General features: G+C 57.8%; 9 protein-coding genes, 2 tRNA genes and 3 rRNA genes. All 14 read left to right on the top strand.

All coding sequences use genetic code 11. From position 1 onward, the window contains the following. The first annotated feature begins 391 nt into the window (after positions 1–391). Positions 392–2,116 (top strand): acetolactate synthase 3 large subunit, encoded by a 1,725-nt coding sequence (locus NL123_RS04780; protein ID WP_248484545.1) that lies wholly within the window; start codon positions 392–394, stop codon positions 2,114–2,116. 2 nt (positions 2,117–2,118) lie between these two features. After that, entirely contained in the window at positions 2,119–2,610 is a 492-nt protein-coding gene (gene ilvN / locus NL123_RS04785) for an acetolactate synthase small subunit (RefSeq protein WP_003176102.1), read from the top strand. Positions 2,611–2,657: 47 nt separating this feature from the next. After that, positions 2,658–3,674: a ketol-acid reductoisomerase gene (gene ilvC / locus NL123_RS04790; RefSeq protein ID WP_003176099.1), complete on the top strand. Its 1,017-nt coding sequence runs from the start codon at positions 2,658–2,660 to the stop codon at positions 3,672–3,674. 145 nt (positions 3,675–3,819) lie between these two features. Then, complete coding sequence (gene pssA, locus NL123_RS04795; RefSeq protein ID WP_058427621.1) at positions 3,820–4,677, top strand: CDP-diacylglycerol--serine O-phosphatidyltransferase; 858 nt, start codon at positions 3,820–3,822, stop codon at positions 4,675–4,677. Positions 4,678–4,740: 63 nt separating this feature from the next. Beyond that, on the top strand, positions 4,741–5,754 hold the full coding sequence (gene msrP / locus NL123_RS04800; RefSeq protein WP_248484543.1) for a protein-methionine-sulfoxide reductase catalytic subunit MsrP: 1,014 nt from the start codon (positions 4,741–4,743) through the stop codon (positions 5,752–5,754). Next, complete coding sequence (gene msrQ, locus NL123_RS04805) at positions 5,754–6,374, top strand: protein-methionine-sulfoxide reductase heme-binding subunit MsrQ (RefSeq protein ID WP_248484533.1); 621 nt, start codon at positions 5,754–5,756, stop codon at positions 6,372–6,374. The genes msrP and msrQ overlap by 1 nt, the downstream gene beginning before the upstream one ends. Before the next feature lie 545 nt (positions 6,375–6,919). Further along, positions 6,920–8,456: ribosomal RNA gene (locus NL123_RS04810) — 16S ribosomal RNA — on the top strand. Between the two features lie 82 nt (positions 8,457–8,538). Continuing rightward, positions 8,539–8,615, top strand: a tRNA-Ile gene (locus tag NL123_RS04815). Positions 8,616–8,645: 30 nt separating this feature from the next. After that, positions 8,646–8,721, top strand: a tRNA-Ala gene (locus NL123_RS04820). Positions 8,722–8,970: 249 nt separating this feature from the next. Further along, positions 8,971–11,862, top strand: a 23S ribosomal RNA gene (locus NL123_RS04825). Between the two features lie 155 nt (positions 11,863–12,017). Beyond that, a 5S ribosomal RNA gene (gene rrf, locus NL123_RS04830) occupies positions 12,018–12,133 on the top strand. The 16S, 23S and 5S rRNA genes sit together here with 2 tRNA genes alongside, the layout of an rRNA operon. Positions 12,134–12,278: 145 nt before the next feature. Continuing rightward, a complete protein-coding gene (gene recC / locus NL123_RS04835) occupies positions 12,279–15,731 on the top strand; it encodes an exodeoxyribonuclease V subunit gamma (protein ID WP_494357321.1) in 3,453 nt (1,150 codons plus the stop codon). Next, a complete protein-coding gene (gene recB / locus NL123_RS04840; RefSeq protein ID WP_494357322.1) occupies positions 15,728–19,402 on the top strand; it encodes an exodeoxyribonuclease V subunit beta in 3,675 nt (1,224 codons plus the stop codon). The genes recC and recB overlap by 4 nt, the downstream gene beginning before the upstream one ends. Beyond that, on the top strand, positions 19,399–21,468 hold the full coding sequence (gene recD, locus NL123_RS04845; RefSeq protein WP_494357323.1) for an exodeoxyribonuclease V subunit alpha: 2,070 nt from the start codon (positions 19,399–19,401) through the stop codon (positions 21,466–21,468). Before recB ends, recD begins: the two co-directional genes overlap by 4 nt. Positions 21,469–21,545 lie beyond the last annotated feature (77 nt).

Genomic DNA, 21,545 nt, shown 5'->3' on the forward strand with positions numbered 1-21,545 from the left:
TCTACCGCTTGACGACATTCAGGCGAGTTTTATCCCTCCTCAAAGCCCTTTCTTCTACGTTCTCATGCGCTTAGTTGGAAAAAAGCGCAATTATTGCTTGACTTGAAGGGCCTGAAACAGAAGAATCCAAAGTCCGCTGTATCGGGACTGCCAGAAGCAGGCCCGCTCAGCAGATCATGAGGCGCACATCCGCGCCGACCTGTTACACCCGCAACGCGTTACCTCGCGCTGGGTGGGAAAAGCCCGCAACACTTGGGACGATCCCAATACTTGCTCAGTCAGTGCTGACGTAGTCGGCGACCACCGTCGCTCATGCTCTGTTGAGAAGTAAACCTATTAAGACCCGTCGGTTTTCAACGGACGGTATTCTGGCGTTTTAGAGGTGAACAACGTGGAGCTTTTATCTGGCGGTGAGATGCTCGTCCGCTTTTTGCGTGACGAAGGCGTCGACTATATCTACGGGTACCCAGGTGGTGCTCTGCTGCATGTTTACGACGCACTGTTCAAGGAACCGGCTGTTACCCACATCCTGGTTCGCCACGAACAGGCCGCGACCCATATGGCTGACGGTTATGCCCGTGCCACCGGTAAAGCCGGCGTGGTACTGGTAACGTCCGGCCCAGGCGCAACCAATGCCATCACTGGCATCGCGACTGCGTATATGGACTCTATCCCGATGGTGGTCATTTCCGGCCAGGTGCCCAGCACCATGGTGGGGACCGATGCATTCCAGGAAACCGACATGATCGGTATCTCCCGGCCGATCGTGAAACACAGCTTCATGATCAAGCATCCTTCGGAAATCCCGGAAGTCATGAAAAAGGCCTTCTACCTCGCACAGTCCGGTCGCCCGGGTCCTGTGGTGGTCGATATCCCCAAAGACATGACCAATCCGGCCGAAAAATTCGAATACATCTTCCCGAAGAAAGCCAAGCTGCGCTCCTACAGCCCGGCGGTCCGCGGGCATTCGGGGCAAATCCGCAAGGCGGCAGAAATGCTGTTGGCGGCCAAGCGCCCAGTGCTGTACTCGGGCGGTGGTGTGATCCTGGGCGGCGGTTCTGCACCGCTGACCGAACTGGCCAAGCTGCTCAACCTGCCGGTCACCAACACCCTGATGGGCCTCGGCGCTTTCCCGGGTACGGACCGTCAGTTCGTCGGTATGCTCGGCATGCACGGCAGCTACACCGCCAACCTGACCATGCACCATGCCGACGTGATCCTGGCCGTGGGCGCGCGGTTCGATGACCGTGTGATCAATGGCGCGAGCAAGTTCTGCCCGAATGCCAAGATCATCCATATCGACATCGACCCGGCGTCCATCTCCAAGACCATCAAGGCCGATGTGCCGATCGTAGGTCCTGTTGAAAGCGTGTTGACCGAAATGGTTGCCGCGCTCAAGGACATCGGTGAGACGCCGAACAAGGAATCCGTTGCAAGCTGGTGGAAGCAGATCGACGAATGGCGCGGTGATCGCGGCCTGTTCCCTTACGACAAGGGTGACGGCAGCATCATCAAGCCACAAACCGTGATCGAGACCCTGTGCGAAGTGACCAAGGGCGACGCCTTTGTGACCTCCGACGTGGGCCAGCACCAGATGTTTGCGGCGCAGTACTACAAGTTCGACAAACCTAACCGCTGGATCAACTCCGGTGGGCTGGGCACGATGGGCTTTGGTTTTCCTGCGGCCATGGGTGTGAAACTGAGCTTCCCGGACACTGACGTTGCGTGCGTCACCGGTGAGGGCAGCATCCAGATGAACATCCAGGAACTGTCGACGTGCCTGCAGTACGGCCTTCCGGTGAAGATTGTCTGCCTGAACAACGGCGTGCTGGGCATGGTTCGTCAATGGCAGGACATGAGCTACAACAGCCGTCACTCCCACTCCTACATGGAGTCGCTGCCGGATTTCGTAAAATTGGTTGAAGCCTATGGCCACGTCGGCATTCGCATCACCGATCTGAAAGATCTGAAGCCGAAGATGGAAGAGGCGTTCGCCATGAAGGACCGCCTGGTGTTCATCGATATTCAGGTGGATACCAGCGAGCACGTCTACCCGATGCAGATCAAAGACGGCTCTATGCGCGACATGTGGCTGAACAAGACGGAGCGTACTTAATCATGCGGCACATTATCTCCCTGCTTCTGGAGAACGAACCCGGCGCTCTGTCTCGTGTTGTCGGCCTGTTTTCGCAACGCAACTACAACATCGAAAGCCTGACTGTGGCCCCGACCGAAGACCCGACCCTGTCGCGTCTGACGTTGACCACCGTAGGCCATGATGAGGTGATCGAGCAGATCACCAAGAACCTCAACAAGCTGATCGAAGTGGTCAAGCTGGTCGACCTGTCGGAGAGTGCCCACATCGAGCGCGAGCTGATGCTGGTCAAAGTCAAGGCTACGGGTGCCCAACGTGCCGAGATCAAGCGCACGACCGACATTTATCGCGGGCAGATCGTCGATGTGAGCGCCAGCGTTTATACCGTTCAACTGACCGGTACGAGCGACAAGCTGGACAGCTTTATCCAGTCGATCGGGACGGCCTCGATTCTGGAAACGGTACGCAGTGGTGTCACCGGCATTGCCCGTGGCGACAAAGTACTCAGCATCTAACCCAAATTAGCGAATGGCCTTACGGCCTGGATATATAGAGGAACCTCATGAAAGTTTATTACGATAAAGATTGTGACCTGTCGATCATCCAGGGCAAGAAAGTCGCCATCATCGGCTACGGTTCCCAAGGTCACGCGCAAGCGTGCAACCTGAAAGATTCCGGCGTTGACGTGACCGTTGGCCTGCGCAAAGGCTCGGCCACTGTTGCCAAGGCTGAAGCCCACGGCCTGAAGGTGACTGACGTTGCTTCCGCTGTTGCTGCTGCCGACCTGGTCATGATCCTGACCCCGGACGAGTTCCAGTCCGCGCTGTACAAGAACGAAATCGAGCCGAACATCAAGAAGGGCGCTACCCTGGCCTTCTCCCACGGCTTCGCGATCCACTACAACCAGGTCGTGCCGCGCGCTGACCTGGACGTGATCATGATCGCGCCAAAAGCGCCGGGTCACACTGTACGTTCCGAGTTCGTCAAAGGCGGCGGTATTCCTGACCTGATCGCGATCTACCAGGACGCATCGGGCAACGCCAAGAACGTAGCACTGTCCTACGCTGCCGGCGTCGGTGGCGGTCGTACCGGCATCATCGAAACCACCTTCAAGGACGAGACTGAAACCGACCTGTTCGGCGAACAAGCCGTACTGTGCGGCGGCACCGTCGAACTGGTAAAAGCCGGTTTCGAAACCCTGGTTGAAGCGGGCTACGCGCCAGAAATGGCCTACTTCGAGTGCCTGCACGAACTGAAACTGATCGTTGACCTCATGTACGAAGGCGGTATCGCCAACATGAACTACTCGATCTCCAACAACGCCGAATACGGCGAGTACGTGACTGGCCCGGAAGTGATCAACGCCGAGTCCCGTCAGGCCATGCGCAACGCCCTGAAACGTATTCAGGACGGCGAATACGCCAAAATGTTCATCAGCGAAGGCGCTACCGGCTACCCTTCGATGACTGCCAAGCGTCGTAACAACGCCGCTCACGGTATCGAAGTCATCGGCGAGCAGCTGCGCTCCATGATGCCGTGGATCGGTGCCAACAAGATCGTCGACAAAGCCAAGAACTAAGTCGTACGTATCAAGGGAAAACGCGGCCTAGGCCGCGTTTTTTCGTTTGGGCGGCGGGTTCTGGTATAAAGCTGCATCGTTTGCGGGCGAACACTCGCCGCAAGTTTCTGTCGAACTTTTTTCACACCGTTGCAAGGTAAAGTCCATGAGCGAACGTCCCGAAGAGCCAAGCCAGGCTCCTGACGCCGAAAGCCTGCTGCCGATCGATGAACATGTTGAGGAAGGGCATGACGCGGAAGGTCGCAAGGTCCGGCATCGTGGCATCTATCTGCTGCCCAACCTGTTTACCACGGCGAACCTGTTTGCCGGGTTCTACTCCATCATCAACTCCATGAGCGCACAGAGTGCCCTGGCAGCGGGTGATGCGGCGAGCGCCAGCAAGTATTTCGGTTTTGCTGCCATCGCAATCTTCGTGGCCATGGTGCTAGACGGCCTTGATGGCCGTGTGGCGCGCATGACCAATACCCAGAGCGCATTCGGTGCCGAGTACGACTCGTTGTCGGACATGGTTGCGTTTGGCGTCGCCCCCGCATTGCTGGCGTTTGCCTGGGCGCTGGGTGATATGGGTAAGGTTGGCTGGATGGTTGCCTTCATCTATGTTGCCGGTGCTGCCTTGCGCCTGGCGCGCTTCAATACCCAGGTGGGGACTGCCGACAAGCGTTACTTCATCGGTCTGGCCAGCCCTGCTGCTGCGGGTGTGGTGGCGGGTATTGTCTGGGCCTTCAGTGATTACGGCATCCAGGGGTCGAAGATGTCGTTTCTGGTGGCCTTGATGGTGGCCGCTGCCGGCATGCTGATGGTCAGCAACATCAAGTACAACAGCTTCAAGGAACTCGACTTGAAGGGGCGTGTACCTTTCGTAGCGATTCTGGCAGTTGTGCTGGTGTTTGCCGTGGTGTTCAGTGATCCGCCGCGCATCCTGTTGCTGGCGTTCCTGGTGTACGCCGCTTCGGGGCCGGTTCAGTACTTGCTGCATCTGCGCCGGGACAAAACATTGCCTTAATGTAATTTCCCCCATACTCCGCAGTCTATTGGTGCATCAGTCCTCCAATGCTGCGGAGTTGCCATGTTAATCAAATTACCCAAAGCGTCCGATTGCCATGAGTCGGATGTCACGCCTGAATCCTTCTATCTCTCTCGCCGCAGCTTGCTCGGCGGTGCGCTTGCCGGCATTGCAGCCAGCAGCTTGCCGCGTTTGGCCGGTGCCGACGAGGTGTCGCGCTATGCCGATGTTGAAGCGGGCAGGGCGCCGAGTTGGTTTGCCGAGAAGCTGCCGGGCACCAAGTGGCAGGCAGTCACGGTGAAGGACGAGGCGATCACGCCTTTCAAAGACGCTACGCACTACAACAACTTCTATGAGTTCGGTACAGGTAAGGGTGACCCGGCCACGAATGCCGGTTCACTCAAGACCGAGCCGTGGAGCGTTGTTATTGATGGCGAGGTTGCTAAGCCAGGCCGTTATGCCTTGGAAGACTTCATGAAGCCCTATCAGTTGGAAGAGCGGATCTACCGTCTGCGCTGTGTTGAGGCATGGTCGATGGTTATTCCATGGATCGGTTTTCCCATCTCCGCGCTGCTCAAGCAAGTTGAGCCGACCTCGAAGGCCAAGTATATCCGTTTTGAAACCCTCCAGGATCCCAAAAGCATGCCGGGGCAGCGTTCGAGTTTTGGCTTGATCGATTGGCCTTATGTGGAGGGCTTGCGTCTGGATGAGGCGATGAATCCTCTGGCGATCCTGGCGGTGGGTATGTATGGGCGTGAGTTGCCCAATCAGAATGGTGCGCCGCTGCGCCTGGTGGTGCCTTGGAAGTACGGCTTCAAGAGTGTGAAGTCCATTGTGCGGATCAGTCTCGTGAGTGAGCAGCCGAAAACCACGTGGCAGAGCATCGCTGCTGACGAGTATGGGTTCTACGCGAATGTGAACCCTACAGTCGATCACCCACGTTGGACTCAGGCGCGGGAGCGTCGTCTGCCGAGTGGGCTGTTCAGTCCTAATGTACGTGAGACGCAGATGTTCAATGGGTACTCGGATGAGGTGGCCTCTCTTTATACCGGTCTCGATCTGCGGAAGAACTACTGATGCGTTATCCGATCTGGCGCGTTGGCGTCTTTATAGCAGCGGCGATTTGGCCACTGTTTTGGCTCTTTGAAGCGTGGCGTTCTGTCCTGGGGCCGGATCCAGGCAAGGTACTGGTCGATCGACTAGGGCTTGGCACGTTGATTCTGTTACTGATTACCCTGGCCATGACGCCGCTGCAGAAGCTCAGCGGTTGGCCGGGGTGGATAGCCGTGCGTCGGCAACTGGGGTTGTGGTGCTTTGCGTACGTTGTGCTGCATCTGGCTGCTTATTGTGTATTTGTGCTTGGGCTGGATTGGTCGCAACTTGGGGTGGAGCTGCGCAAGCGGCCCTACATTATTGTCGGGGCGCTGGGGTTTGTTTCCCTGTTGGTTTTGGCGGTGACGTCGAATCGTTACAGTCAACGTCGGTTGGGGACTCGTTGGAAGAAGCTGCATCGCTTGGTGTATGTAATTCTTGGGCTGGGTTTGCTGCATATGTTGTGGATCGTGCGAGCGGACCTCAAGGAATGGGCTATCTATACTTCTATAGGTGCGTTGCTGTTGGTGCTACGGATACCGCCCGTAATGCGGAGAATCCCGCGCCTTATTGCGAAAAAACCACTTTCTGCAACAAAAGCGTAATTAAGGGTTGACGGCAGATTCTGGAAGTCTATAATTCGCCCCACTTCCGGCGCAGTCGAAACGGAAAACTCCTTGGTAAACAAAGAGTTACGCAGAGTTCGACAGCGAGTTGCTTCAGTTCATCGAAGCCCAGAAGGAGTTGGTAGAGCAGTGTTGTCTGGCTCTATTAGCGTTTCGATCCTCTCGGTCGAAAGCGGAGAAAAAGAGGTGTTGACAGCAGCGTGTAACGCTGTAGAATTCGCCTCCCGCTAACGAGAGATCGGAAGCGCAAGTGGTTGAAGTTGTTGAAGAAATCTTCGAAAACTTCTGAAAATAATCACTTGACAGCAAATGAGGCTGCTGTAGAATGCGCGCCTCGGTTGAGACGAAAGATCTTAACCAACCGCTCTTTAACAACTGAATCAAGCAATTCGTGTGGGTGCTTGTGGAGTCAGACTGATAGTCAACAAGATTATCAGCATCACAAGTTACTCCGCGAGAAATCAAAGATGTAACCAACGATTGCTGAGCCAAGTTTAGGGTTTCTTAAAAACCCAAAGATGTTTGAACTGAAGAGTTTGATCATGGCTCAGATTGAACGCTGGCGGCAGGCCTAACACATGCAAGTCGAGCGGTAGAGAGAAGCTTGCTTCTCTTGAGAGCGGCGGACGGGTGAGTAATGCCTAGGAATCTGCCTGGTAGTGGGGGATAACGTTCGGAAACGAACGCTAATACCGCATACGTCCTACGGGAGAAAGCAGGGGACCTTCGGGCCTTGCGCTATCAGATGAGCCTAGGTCGGATTAGCTAGTTGGTGAGGTAATGGCTCACCAAGGCGACGATCCGTAACTGGTCTGAGAGGATGATCAGTCACACTGGAACTGAGACACGGTCCAGACTCCTACGGGAGGCAGCAGTGGGGAATATTGGACAATGGGCGAAAGCCTGATCCAGCCATGCCGCGTGTGTGAAGAAGGTCTTCGGATTGTAAAGCACTTTAAGTTGGGAGGAAGGGCAGTTACCTAATACGTGATTGTTTTGACGTTACCGACAGAATAAGCACCGGCTAACTCTGTGCCAGCAGCCGCGGTAATACAGAGGGTGCAAGCGTTAATCGGAATTACTGGGCGTAAAGCGCGCGTAGGTGGTTTGTTAAGTTGGATGTGAAATCCCCGGGCTCAACCTGGGAACTGCATTCAAAACTGACTGACTAGAGTATGGTAGAGGGTGGTGGAATTTCCTGTGTAGCGGTGAAATGCGTAGATATAGGAAGGAACACCAGTGGCGAAGGCGACCACCTGGACTAATACTGACACTGAGGTGCGAAAGCGTGGGGAGCAAACAGGATTAGATACCCTGGTAGTCCACGCCGTAAACGATGTCAACTAGCCGTTGGAAGCCTTGAGCTTTTAGTGGCGCAGCTAACGCATTAAGTTGACCGCCTGGGGAGTACGGCCGCAAGGTTAAAACTCAAATGAATTGACGGGGGCCCGCACAAGCGGTGGAGCATGTGGTTTAATTCGAAGCAACGCGAAGAACCTTACCAGGCCTTGACATCCAATGAACTTTCTAGAGATAGATTGGTGCCTTCGGGAACATTGAGACAGGTGCTGCATGGCTGTCGTCAGCTCGTGTCGTGAGATGTTGGGTTAAGTCCCGTAACGAGCGCAACCCTTGTCCTTAGTTACCAGCACGTAATGGTGGGCACTCTAAGGAGACTGCCGGTGACAAACCGGAGGAAGGTGGGGATGACGTCAAGTCATCATGGCCCTTACGGCCTGGGCTACACACGTGCTACAATGGTCGGTACAGAGGGTTGCCAAGCCGCGAGGTGGAGCTAATCCCATAAAACCGATCGTAGTCCGGATCGCAGTCTGCAACTCGACTGCGTGAAGTCGGAATCGCTAGTAATCGCGAATCAGAATGTCGCGGTGAATACGTTCCCGGGCCTTGTACACACCGCCCGTCACACCATGGGAGTGGGTTGCACCAGAAGTAGCTAGTCTAACCTTCGGGAGGACGGTTACCACGGTGTGATTCATGACTGGGGTGAAGTCGTAACAAGGTAGCCGTAGGGGAACCTGCGGCTGGATCACCTCCTTAATCGACGACATCAGCTGCTCCATAAGTTCCCACACGAATTGCTTGATTCATTGAAGAAGACGATAAGAAGCAGCCCGAAATTGGGTCTGTAGCTCAGTTGGTTAGAGCGCACCCCTGATAAGGGTGAGGTCGGCAGTTCGAATCTGCCCAGACCCACCAATTTTGTGTGGGAAACGCCTGTAGAAATACGGGGCCATAGCTCAGCTGGGAGAGCGCCTGCCTTGCACGCAGGAGGTCAACGGTTCGATCCCGTTTGGCTCCACCACTACTGCTTCTGAAAGTTTTGAAAGCTTAGAAATGAGCATTCCATCAAGGTGATGGTGAATGTTGATTTCTAGTCTTTGATTAGATCGTTCTTTAAAAATTTGGGTATGTGATAGAAAGATAGACTGAACGTTACTTTCACTGGTAACGGATCAGGCTAAGGTAAAATTTGTGAGTTCTCTTAGTTGAGAAATTCGAATTTTCGGCGAATGTCGTCTTCACAGTATAACCAGATTGCTTGGGGTTATATGGTCAAGTGAAGAAGCGCATACGGTGGATGCCTTGGCAGTCAGAGGCGATGAAAGACGTGGTAGCCTGCGAAAAGCTTCGGGGAGTCGGCAAACAGACTTTGATCCGGAGATGTCTGAATGGGGGAACCCAGCCATCATAAGATGGTTATCTTGTACTGAATACATAGGTGCAAGAGGCGAACCAGGGGAACTGAAACATCTAAGTACCCTGAGGAAAAGAAATCAACCGAGATTCCCTTAGTAGTGGCGAGCGAACGGGGACTAGCCCTTAAGTGGCTTTGAGATTAGCGGAACGCTCTGGAAAGTGCGGCCATAGTGGGTGATAGCCCTGTACGCGAAAATCTCTTAGTCATGAAATCGAGTAGGACGGAGCACGAGAAACTTTGTCTGAATATGGGGGGACCATCCTCCAAGGCTAAATACTACTGACTGACCGATAGTGAACTAGTACCGTGAGGGAAAGGCGAAAAGAACCCCGGAGAGGGGAGTGAAATAGATCCTGAAACCGTATGCGTACAAGCAGTGGGAGCAGACTTTGTTCTGTGACTGCGTACCTTTTGTATAATGGGTCAGCGACTTATTTTCAGTGGCGAGCTTAACCGAATAGGGGAGGCGTAGCGAAAGCGAGTCTTAATAGGGCGTCTAGTCGCTGGGAATAGACCCGAAACCGGGCGATCTATCCATGGGCAGGTTGAAGGTTGGGTAACACTAACTGGAGGACCGAACCGACTACCGTTGAAAAGTTAGCGGATGACCTGTGGATCGGAGTGAAAGGCTAATCAAGCTCGGAGATAGCTGGTTCTCCTCGAAAGCTATTTAGGTAGCGCCTCATGTATCACTGTAGGGGGTAGAGCACTGTTTCGGCTAGGGGGTCATCACGACTTACCAAACCGATGCAAACTCCGAATACCTACAAGTGCCGAGCATGGGAGACACACGGCGGGTGCTAACGTCCGTCGTGAAAAGGGAAACAACCCAGACCGTCAGCTAAGGTCCCAAAGTTATGGTTAAGTGGGAAACGATGTGGGAAGGCTTAGACAGCTAGGAGGTTGGCTTAGAAGCAGCCACCCTTTAAAGAAAGCGTAATAGCTCACTAGTCGAGTCGGCCTGCGCGGAAGATGTAACGGGGCTCAAACCATACACCGAAGCTACGGGTATCACGTAAGTGATGCGGTAGAGGAGCGTTCTGTAAGCCTGTGAAGGTGAGTTGAGAAGCTTGCTGGAGGTATCAGAAGTGCGAATGCTGACATGAGTAACGACAATGGGTGTGAAAAACACCCACGCCGAAAGACCAAGGTTTCCTGCGCAACGTTAATCGACGCAGGGTTAGTCGGTCCCTAAGGCGAGGCTGAAAAGCGTAGTCGATGGAAAACAGGTTAATATTCCTGTACTTCTGGTTATTGCGATGGAGGGACGGAGAAGGCTAGGCCAGCTTGGCGTTGGTTGTCCAAGTTTAAGGTGGTAGGCTGAGATCTTAGGTAAATCCGGGATCTTAAGGCCGAGAGCTGATGACGAGTTACCTTTTAGGTAACGAAGTGGTTGATGCCATGCTTCCAAGAAAAGCTTCTAAGCTTCAGGTAACCAGGAACCGTACCCCAAACCGACACAGGTGGTTGGGTAGAGAATACCAAGGCGCTTGAGAGAACTCGGGTGAAGGAACTAGGCAAAATGGCACCGTAACTTCGGGAGAAGGTGCGCCGGTGAGGGTGAAGGACTTGCTCCGTAAGCTCATGCCGGTCGAAGATACCAGGCCGCTGCGACTGTTTATTAAAAACACAGCACTCTGCAAACACGAAAGTGGACGTATAGGGTGTGACGCCTGCCCGGTGCCGGAAGGTTAATTGATGGGGTTAGCTAACGCGAAGCTCTTGATCGAAGCCCCGGTAAACGGCGGCCGTAACTATAACGGTCCTAAGGTAGCGAAATTCCTTGTCGGGTAAGTTCCGACCTGCACGAATGGCGTAACGATGGCGGCGCTGTCTCCACCCGAGACTCAGTGAAATTGAAATCGCTGTGAAGATGCAGTGTATCCGCGGCTAGACGGAAAGACCCCGTGAACCTTTACTATAGCTTTGCACTGGACTTTGAATTTGCTTGTGTAGGATAGGTGGGAGGCTTTGAAGCGTGGACGCCAGTTCGCGTGGAGCCATCCTTGAAATACCACCCTGGCAACTTTGAGGTTCTAACTCAGGTCCGTTATCCGGATCGAGGACAGTGTATGGTGGGTAGTTTGACTGGGGCGGTCTCCTCCTAAAGAGTAACGGAGGAGTACGAAGGTGCGCTCAGACCGGTCGGAAATCGGTCGTAGAGTATAAAGGCAAAAGCGCGCTTGACTGCGAGACAGACACGTCGAGCAGGTACGAAAGTAGGTCTTAGTGATCCGGTGGTTCTGTATGGAAGGGCCATCGCTCAACGGATAAAAGGTACTCCGGGGATAACAGGCTGATACCGCCCAAGAGTTCATATCGACGGCGGTGTTTGGCACCTCGATGTCGGCTCATCACATCCTGGGGCTGAAGCCGGTCCCAAGGGTATGGCTGTTCGCCATTTAAAGTGGTACGCGAGCTGGGTTTAGAACGTCGTGAGACAGTTCGGTCCCTATCTGCCGTGGACGTTTGAGATTTGAGAGGGGCTGCTCCTAGTACGAGAGGACCGGAGTGGACGAACCTCTGGTGTTCCGGTTGTCACGCCAGTGGCATTGCCGGGTAGCTATGTTCGGAATAGATAACCGCTGAAAGCATCTAAGCGGGAAACTAGCCTCAAGATGAGATCTCACTGGAACCTTGAGTTCCCTGAAGGGCCGTCGAAGACTACGACGTTGATAGGTTGGGTGTGTAAGCGCTGTGAGGCGTTGAGCTAACCAATACTAATTGCCCGTGAGGCTTGACCATATAACACCCAAGCAATTTGACTACTCTAACGAGCATCAGATTGCGGTGTGTGAAGACGAAATGAACCGAAAGTTCGACGTTCACAAAACGCCGAAAGCTGTCACATACCCAATTTGCTGAAGCGAGGCCCAGGCCACGACTCAGTACCCGAATTTCTTGACGACCATAGAGCATTGGAACCACCTGATCCCATCCCGAACTCAGTAGTGAAACGATGCATCGCCGATGGTAGTGTGGGGTTTCCCCATGTGAGAGTAGGTCATCGTCAAGATTAAATTCCAGAACCCCTGACTGCTAACGCAGTCAGGGGTTTTGTTTTGGGCGGTCGAAAAGACAGCTAACATCCCAATTCGGCCAACAACTGTCCACAGTGCTAAAGTCGCACCCTCGATTTTGCCTTTCCCAAGGAAGCCGTTATGCCGGATGCGACGTCCCTTAGTGCTGGATTCATGGTGGTTCACGGCAACCGCCTGGACGAGCTTCGCAGCCTAGTGGTCAGTTGGATGCGCCGCTACCCCTTGGCACCCTTGGAAAACGAAATCGCCCTGGTACAAAGCAATGGCATCGCCCAGTGGCTCAAGCTGGCCCTGGCTGAAGATCCGGAAGACGACGACATGGGCGGTTGCGGCATCGCCGCAGCAATCGATGTTCAACTGCCCGGCAGCTTTATGTGGCAGCTCTACCGCATGGTCTTGGGCAAAGATGAAATCCCGCCCAAATCCCTGCTCGATAAAGCCCCACTGACTTGGCGCCTGATGCGCCTGCTCCCGGAGCTTATCGATCAGCCGCACTTCGAACCGTTGCAGCGCTTCCTCACCCACGACACCGACCTGCGTAAACGCTACCAACTCGCCGAGCGCCTGGCTGACCTGTTCGACCAATACCAGGTCTACCGCGCCGACTGGCTGGAAGACTGGGCCGCCGGCCGCCACCAGTTGCGTAACGGTCGAGGTGAATCCAAACCCCTTAACCCAGCCAACTGCTGGCAAGCCGAACTATGGCGCGCGCTGCTATTGGATGTTGGTGAAGAAGGCATGGCCGAAAGTCGCGCAGGCGTTCACCAACGCTTTATCGAGCGCATCAATACCCTGGAAAAAGCGCCCGAGGGCCTGCCATCCCGCGTCATCGTTTTCGGCATCTCCTCGTTGCCGGCCCAGGCGCTGGAAGCCCTCGCCGGCCTCGCGCGCTTCAGCCAAGTCCTGCTCTGTGTGCACAACCCTTGCCGACACCATTGGTCTGACATCGTCGCCGACAAAGACCTGCTGCGTAACGAATACAAGCGTCAGGCGCGTAAAGCGGGCATGCCGGTCACCATCGACCCACAAACCCTGCACCAGCATGCCCATCCGTTATTGGCCGCGTGGGGCAAACAAGGTCGTGACTACATCAGCTTGCTGGACAGCTATGACGACCCCAACAGCTACCGCGCCGCTTTCCGCGACGGTCGCATCGACCTGTTCAGCGACAGCGAGCCGACAACACTGCTCAATCAACTCCAGGACGATATCCTCGAACTGCGCCCACTCAATGAAACCCGCGAGCTATGGCCCGCCGTGGATCTGGAGCGCGATACCTCAATCCGCTTCCACATCGCCCACAGCGTCCAACGCGAAGTAGAAATCCTCCACGACCAACTGCTCCAACGCTTCAGCGCCGACCCCACGCTGCGCCCCCGGGACATCATCGTCATGGTCCCCGACGTCGACAGCTACGCGCCGCATATCCGCGCCGTGTTCGGCCAGCTTGAGCGCAACGACCCACGCTTCATCCCGTTCACCCTGACCGACCAAGGCCAACGCGGCCGCGACCCTCTGCTGATTGCCGTCGAACACCTGCTGAAACTCCCCGACAGCCGCTTCCCCGTCAGCGAAATTCTAGACTTGCTCGACGTTCCAGCACTGCGCGAACGCTTTGCCATCAAGGAGCGCGACCTGCCCACGTTGCACCGCTGGATCGAAGGCGCCGGCATCCGCTGGGGGCTCAACGCCGAGCAACGTGCCGGCCTCGGCCTGCCAACGGAGCTGGAGCAAAACAGTTGGCGTTTCGGCTTGCGCCGCATGTTACTCGGTTACGCCGTAGGCACCGGCGCAGCGTGCGCCGGTATCGAGCCTTACGACGAAATCGGTGGACTCGACGCTGTCCTGATCGGCCCGTTGGTCGCCTTGCTCGACGCACTCAACGATGCGCACCAAGCCCTGTCGCAACCCGCTCCCGCCAAGGAGTGGGGTGAACGCCTGCAACGCTTGATGCAACTGTTTTTCCTGCCGAGTAGCGAACACGACGACTACCTGTTGGGCCAACTCGAACAACTCAGAGAAACGTGGCTGGAAACCTGCGAGTCCGTTGGCCTGTACGATGACTTACCCCTCACCGTAGTCCGTGAAGCCTGGTTGGCGGGTTTGGATCAAGGGCGCCTGTCCCAACGCTTCCTCGCCGGGGCTGTCAATTTCTGCACACTGATGCCCATGCGTGCAATTCCCTTCAAGCTGGTGTGCCTGCTCGGTATGAACGACGGCGATTACCCGCGCGCGCAACCACCGCTGGACTTCGACCTGATGGGCAGTGACTACCGCCCCGGTGATCGTTCACGCCGCGAAGACGACCGCTACCTGCTGCTCGAAGCGCTGCTTTCAGCCCGTGACCAGCTCTATATCAGCTGGGTTGGCCGCAGCATTCGCGACAACAGTGATCGCCCGGCCTCGGTGTTGATCGGCCAACTGCGTGACCATCTGGCCAGTGGCTGGCACTCCGCTGACAGTGACGAGCCGCTGATCGATGCCATGACTCAAGAGCACCCACTGCAACCATTCAGCGCTCGCTACTTCCATGAGGGCGATGTGCTGTTCAGCTATGCCCGCGAATGGCAGTTGCTCCACGAGGCAGCCGATGCCACCGCAACAGAACCCGTCCTGGCACCTCATCAACAGGACGAGCCCCTGAACCTCGGCCAGCTTCAGGACTTCCTGCGTAACCCGGTCAAACACTTCTTCAGCCAACGGCTGAAAGTGTTCTTCGAGGCCGCCGAAGTACCGCTGGCTGACGAAGAACCCTTCGTGCTCGACGCACTGCAACGCTACAGCCTGAGCGACAGTCTGCTTAGCGCAGCACTCACCGAGCCCGATCACTTCGACCAGGCCCTGAACGCCCAGGCTTTGCGCCTACAAGGCAGTGGCCTGTTGCCGATGGTGGGTTTCGGCGAGTGCCTGCGCAACGAACTGATCGAACCCTTGCCTGGCCTGCTGCAACGCTACCAACAATTATTGGCCCTCTGGCCCACCCCGCACCCCGGCGCCGAGCCGATCAGTTTTGAGCATCGCGGCATTCAGTTGGAAGGCTGGATCAGCGGGCTGCATCGACGCAGTGATGGCGGGTTGCTGAGCGTCACCACCATCCCCAACAGCATCGGTTCGATCAAGACCCGCAAGTGGCATCGCCTGATTCGGCCCTGGGTCAATCACGTAGTGGCCTGCGCCTGCGGCCTGCCGCTAAGCACCGCCTTGGTGGCCAGCGACGACACCTTGCTGCTGCCACCGCTGGATCGAGCCCATGCCCAGGAAATCCTCGGCAACCTACTGCTGGCCTGGCATACAGGGATGAGCAAACCGCTACCCCTTGCCGTCAAAACCGCGTTTGCGTGGCTCGGCCAAACCGATCCAGCCAAGGCCGAAGCGGCTGCGAGTAAAGCCTATGAAGGTGACGGGCTCAATAACGAAGGCGAGCGCCGCGAAACCCCAGCGCTCACCCGGCAATTCCCCGACTACGCCACACTCATCGCCAGCGAAGAATTCGAAGGATGGTGCGAAACCCTGTATCGCCCCCTGCTCAACGCCCCCTGGCGATCACTCACCGGCGATGAGGCCAGCGCATGAACAGCAAACCCTTGGCCCTGGCCTTCCCGCTCAACGGCAGCCAGCTGATTGAAGCCAGCGCCGGCACCGGCAAGACCTTTACCATCTCCGCCCTCTACCTGCGCCTGGTCCTCGGCCACGGTGGCGATGAATCAGGCTTTGACCGCGAACTGCTGCCGCCGCAAATCCTGGTAGTGACCTTCACCGATGCTGCCACCAAAGAGCTGCGCGAACGCATCCGCATCCGCCTGGCTGAAGCAGCACGCTTCTTCCGCGAAGAAATTGAACAGCCCGACGCTCTGATCGCCGATCTACGCGATGAATACCCGCTCGAACAATGGCCCGCCTGCGGCAACCGCCTGGACATCGCTGCGCAATGGATGGACGAAGCCGCCGTTTCGACCATCCACAGTTGGTGCCAGCGCATGCTGCGCGAGCACGCCTTCGACAGTGGCAGCCTGTTCACCCAGACCCTGGAAACCGACCACAGCGACCTGCTTGGTGAAGTGCTGCGCGACTACTGGCGGCTGTTCTGCTACCCGATGCACGACGATGCGCTCAACTGGGTGCGCAACAACTGGGGCGGGCCCGCCGCGTTGATGCCTCGGGTACGTGCGCTGTTCGGCAGCGAACGGCCCGCCGATGAGACCCGCGAGCCCGCCGAGCTGATCAACGCCTGCCTGCAAGAACGCCGTGAAGCGCTGGTACAACTGAAGGCGCCGTGGCAGCAATGGGCCGCCGAGCTACGTGATATCTGCCTGCAAGCCGTGGCGGCCAAAGCCGTCGATGGTCGCAAGATGCAAGCCCGCTACTTCGAACCCTGGTTCGAGAAGATCAGCGCCTGGGCTGCTGACGACACCCTCGAACAACTCGATATCGGTACCGGCTTCACTCGCCTGACACCCGACGGCATGGCCGAAGCCTGGAAGGGCGAGCCGCCGCGGCATCCCGGTATCGATGCCATGGCCGGCCTCAAGGCTGCCCTGGATGCCTTGCCGACGCCCGACGCCGCCGTGCTGCAGCACGCGGCGGGTTGGGTTGGCAAACGCTTCGAAGAGGAAAAGCGTCGACGCGCCGAAATGGGCTTCGACGACATGCTCATCCGCCTCAACGCCGCCCTGCAAGCCGACGGCGGCGAACGTCTGGCGAGTGTGATCCGCGAGCAATTCCCGGTGGCCCTGATCGACGAATTCCAGGACACCGACCCGGTGCAATACAGCATCTTCGACAGCATCTACCGCATCGAAGAAAACCACCTCGACAGCGGCCTGTTCCTGATCGGCGACCCCAAGCAGGCGATCTACGCTTTCCGTGGCGCCGACATCTACACCTACCTGCGCGCCCGCCAGTCCACCACCGGCCGCCATCACACCCTGGGTACCAACTTCCGCTCCAGCCATGCGATGGTCGAGGCGGTGAACCATGTGTTCCAGCGTGCGGAAACGGGCCGGGGTGCGTTCCTGTTCCGCGAGCCGGATGGCGAAAACCCCGTGCCGTTCCATTCGGTGCTGTCCCAAGGCCGCAAGGAGCACTTGCAGGTCGATGGGCACACGTTGCCGGCGTTGAACCTCTGGCACTTGCCCACCGATCAGCCGATTTCCAACGTGCTGTATCGTCAGCAATTGGCGGCAGCCTGTGCCACGCACATTGTTGAATTGCTCAACGGTGGGCAACAAGGCACTGCCGGTTTCCTGCAACCGGACGCGAGCTTCAAAGGCGTGCTGCCGTCAAACATTGCCATCCTGGTGCGCGACGGCAAGGAAGCCCAGGCGGTGCGCGCCGAACTGGCCGCCCGAGGTGTGCGCAGTGTTTACCTGTCCGACAAAGATTCGGTCTTCGCCGCCCAGGAAGCCCACGACCTGCTGGCCTGGCTCAAGGCCTGCGCCGAACCGGACGTGGAGCGCCCGCTGCGTGCCGCGTTGGCCTGCGTCACCCTGAACCTGTCTTTGCCGGAACTGGAGCGTCTGAACCAGGACGAACTCGCGTGGGAAAGCCGCGTCATGCAGTTCCGTGGCTACCGCGTAATCTGGCGCACCCAAGGCGTGCTGCCGATGCTGCGGCGCCTGCTGCACGACTTCAAACTGCCGCAAACCCTGATCGCGCGCAGTGACGGTGAGCGTGTGCTGACCAACCTGCTGCACCTCAGCGAACTGCTGCAACAGGCTGCATCGGAACTGGACGGCGAACAGGCGCTGATCCGCCATCTGGCCGAACACCTGGCGCTCTCGGGCCAGGCGGGTGAAGAACAGATTCTGCGCCTGGAAAGTGATGAGCAACTGGTCAAGGTCGTGACCATCCACAAATCCAAAGGCCTGGAATACGACCTGGTTTTCCTGCCGTTCATCTGCTCGGCCAAACCGGTGGACGGTAGCCGCTTGCCGCTGCACTACCACGATGAACACGGCAAATCCCAGGTGAGCCTGCGCCCAACGCCTGAGTTGATCGCCCAGGCCGATAACGAGCGCCTCGCCGAAGACCTGCGCCTGTTCTACGTGGCCCTGACCCGAGCCAAACATGCGTGCTGGCTGGGCATCGCCGACCTCAAGCGCGGCAACAGCAATAGCTCCGTGCTGCACCTGTCGGCACTGGGCTATTTGCTTGGCGCAGGAGCATCGCTGGGAGAGTCCGCCGGTTTGGCGCGCTGGCTCTTGGACCTTCAAGAGGATTGCACGGCAATCAACTACGCCCAAGTACCCGAAGCGCAAGACATCGTCTTCCACCCACCGCGCAACCAAGCCACGCTGCGTGCGCCCCTGCTGCCCAAGCGCAAGGCGGCGGAAAACTGGTGGATTGCCTCCTACAGCGCCTTGCGCATCGGCGACAGCATGAGCGCTGCCACGCTCGAAGCGCCGGAGAACCCGCAGGCCCAGAAGTTGTTCGATGACGAACGCCTCGACCCCGACGCACCCCGCGAAGTGGCGGCATCTGGCGGCGACATTCACCGTTTTCCACGCGGTCCCAACCCCGGGACCTTCCTCCACGGTCTGCTGGAGTGGGCCGGGGAGGAGGGCTTCAACGTCACACCCGAGGCCATCGAAAAGGCCGTGGGCGCCCGCTGCAATCGGCGCAACTGGGAAGGCTGGATCATCACCCTGAGCAGTTGGCTCGGCCACCTGCTGCAAACGCCATTGCCGGTGGAAAACGGTCACGTTTCCCTCAGCGGGTTGCAGCAGTACCAGATCGAGATGGAGTTCTGGTTCGCCAGCCACAAAGTCGACGTACTCGCCCTCGACAAACTTGTATGCCAATACACCCACAACGGCGTCTCCCGCGTTGCCGCCGAACCGGTGTTGCTCAACGGTATGTTCAAGGGCTTTATCGATTTGACCTTCGAACACGGCGGCCGCTATTACGTGGCCGATTACAAATCCAATTGGCTCGGCTCCGACGATTCCGCCTACACACCGGACGCCATGGAACAGTCGATCCTTGAGCATCGGTACGACCTGCAATACGTCCTTTACCTGCTGGCCCTGCACCGCCAACTCAAGGCGCGCCTGCCGGACTACGACTACGACCGCCATGTCGGTGGTGCGCTGTACATTTTCCTGCGTGGCACGCAGTCGGCGAGCCAAGGTGCGTATTTCACTCGACCGCCGCGGGAACTGATCGAAAGCCTGGACCTGCTGTTCCAGGGCAAGCCTATCCCGCCCAAGGTTGAGCCCGCCTGGGAACAAGGAGTGCTGTTATGAGCCTGTCGCCGTTACCGCTGGAGGCGCTGACGCCCCTCAGCCACGCCGCCGACCTGGTGCAATTGCTGGAGCGTTGGGTGGATCGCGGCTGGTTGCGTGCCCTGGACAAAGCCTTCGTCGGCTTCCTGCAAGAACTTGACCCACAGGCTGACCCGCTGGTGCTGCTGGCCGCCGCGCTGACCAGCCATCAATTGGGTCATGGTCACGTCTGCCTCGACCTGTTCGAGACCCTCAAGGCGCCGGACTTCGCCCTGTCGTTGCCGCCTGAAGGCGACTTGCAAACCGGCGCCATGCTGCTGCCGTCGCAGTTGCTCGACGGCCTCGACGGCGCGCACTGGTGCCACGCGCTGGCTGCCAGCCACCTGGTCGCGCTTGCCGTCGATGGCAGCGAGTCCGCCCAAAGTCGCCCGCTGGTCCTCTCCGGCAAACGCCTGTACCTGCGCCGCTACTGGAGCTACGAGCGGCGCATCGACTCGGCCTTACGCCTGCGGCTCGCCAAACAGGAAAACGTCGCCGCCGATTTGCCGCAGCGCCTGAACAGTTTGTTCGACCAGGCGCCGCCGGACGGCGTGATCGACTGGCAAAAACTCGCCTGCGCCCTGGCCACTCGCGGTGCATTCAGCATCGTCACCGGTGGCCCCGGCACCGGCAAGACCACCACCGTGGTGCGCCTGCTCGCGTTGCTGCAAGCGCCGGCCGTTGAGGCTGGCAGCCCGTTGCGTATTCGCCTGGCCGCGCCCACCGGTAAGGCTGCCGCACGCCTCACCGAGTCCATCAGTCAGCAAGTGCTGTCGCTGAAAGTGCCGGACAACGTGAAGGAAAAAATCCCGACCCAGGTCACCACCGTCCACCGCCTGCTGGGCAGCCGCCCGGGCACGCGGCACTTCCGCCACCACATCGGTAACCCGCTGCCTTTGGATGTGCTGGTGGTGGACGAAGCCTCGATGATCGACCTGGAAATGATGGCCAACCTGCTCGATGCTTTGCCGCCTCATGCACGCCTGGTGCTGCTGGGCGACAAGGACCAACTCGCGTCAGTAGAGGCGGGCGCCGTCCTCGGTGACTTGTGCCGCGATGCCGAAGCTGGCTTCTACAGCGCCGAGACCCGCCAATGGCTGCAAGCTGTCAGTGGCGAAGACCTCAGTGCCAGCGGCCTGCAGGAGGACCTCGACGCCAGCCACCCGTTGGCCCAGCAAGTGGTGATGCTGCGTTTCTCACGGCGTTTCGGCGAGGGCAGTGGCATCGGCCAACTGGCGCGTTGGGTCAACCAGCAAAATGCCGAAGAGGCGCGCAAGCTGCTGGCGGCGCGCAGTCACAGTGATCTGTTCTGCATCAGCCTCAAGGGCGAGCACGACCACGCCCTGGAGCGCCTGGTGCTGGACGGGCAGGGTGATGGTGCCCACGGTTATCGCTATTACCTGAACCTGCTGCAAAGCGCCCGCCCTTCACTTGATACCCCGCGCGAAAGCGACGCCTGGACCCACTGGGCGCAACAACTGCTGCACGCCTTTGATGCATTCCAACTGCTCTGCGCGGTCCGCAAAGGCCCCTGGGGCGTGGAAGGCCTGAACCTGCGCATCACTGCCGCCCTGCGCAAGGTGCGTTTGATCGAAGGCGACGAGCAGTGGTACGAAGGCCGCCCGGTACTCATGACCCGCAACGACTACGGTCTGGGCCTGATGAACGGCGATATCGGCATCGCGCTGAAACTGCCCGAAAGCGACGGCGGCCCCCAGGTGTTGCGCGTTGCCTTCCCACGCAACGACGGCCAGGGCGGTGTGCGATTTGTGCTGCCTAGCCGTCTGAACGATGTGGAAACCGTGTACGCCATGACCGTGCACAAATCCCAGGGCTCCGAGTTCACCCACACCGCATTGATCCTGCCGGATGCGTTGAACCCGGTGCTCACCAAAGAATTGATCTATACCGGCATCACGCGGGCCAAGCGCTGGTTCAGCCTGATCGAGCCCCGAGGCGGCGTGTTTGAAGAGGCGGTCAGGCGCAAGGTCAAGCGCTTGAGTGGGTTGATGCTGGAATTAGGCCACGAACCGGAAAAAACTGACTGACAGGTCATGCCATTTTTCTGATTCAGTCGACTGATTTTTCTGGAAAAATAGCGGCCCCCGCGAAGGCCTACTCTTCG

The organism is Pseudomonas sp. FBCC-B1565, assembly GCF_059133265.1.

Coding starts and splice junctions, on each gene's coding strand:
- ilvN (WP_003176102.1), top strand. CDS start 2,119: ATGCGGCACATTATCTCCCTGCTTCTGGAGAACGAACCCGGCGCTCTG.
- ilvC (WP_003176099.1), top strand. CDS start 2,658: ATGAAAGTTTATTACGATAAAGATTGTGACCTGTCGATCATCCAGGGC.
- pssA (WP_058427621.1), top strand. CDS start 3,820: ATGAGCGAACGTCCCGAAGAGCCAAGCCAGGCTCCTGACGCCGAAAGC.
- msrP (WP_248484543.1), top strand. CDS start 4,741: ATGTTAATCAAATTACCCAAAGCGTCCGATTGCCATGAGTCGGATGTC.
- msrQ (WP_248484533.1), top strand. CDS start 5,754: ATGCGTTATCCGATCTGGCGCGTTGGCGTCTTTATAGCAGCGGCGATT.
- recC (WP_494357321.1), top strand. CDS start 12,279: ATGCCGGATGCGACGTCCCTTAGTGCTGGATTCATGGTGGTTCACGGC.
- recB (WP_494357322.1), top strand. CDS start 15,728: ATGAACAGCAAACCCTTGGCCCTGGCCTTCCCGCTCAACGGCAGCCAG.
- recD (WP_494357323.1), top strand. CDS start 19,399: ATGAGCCTGTCGCCGTTACCGCTGGAGGCGCTGACGCCCCTCAGCCAC.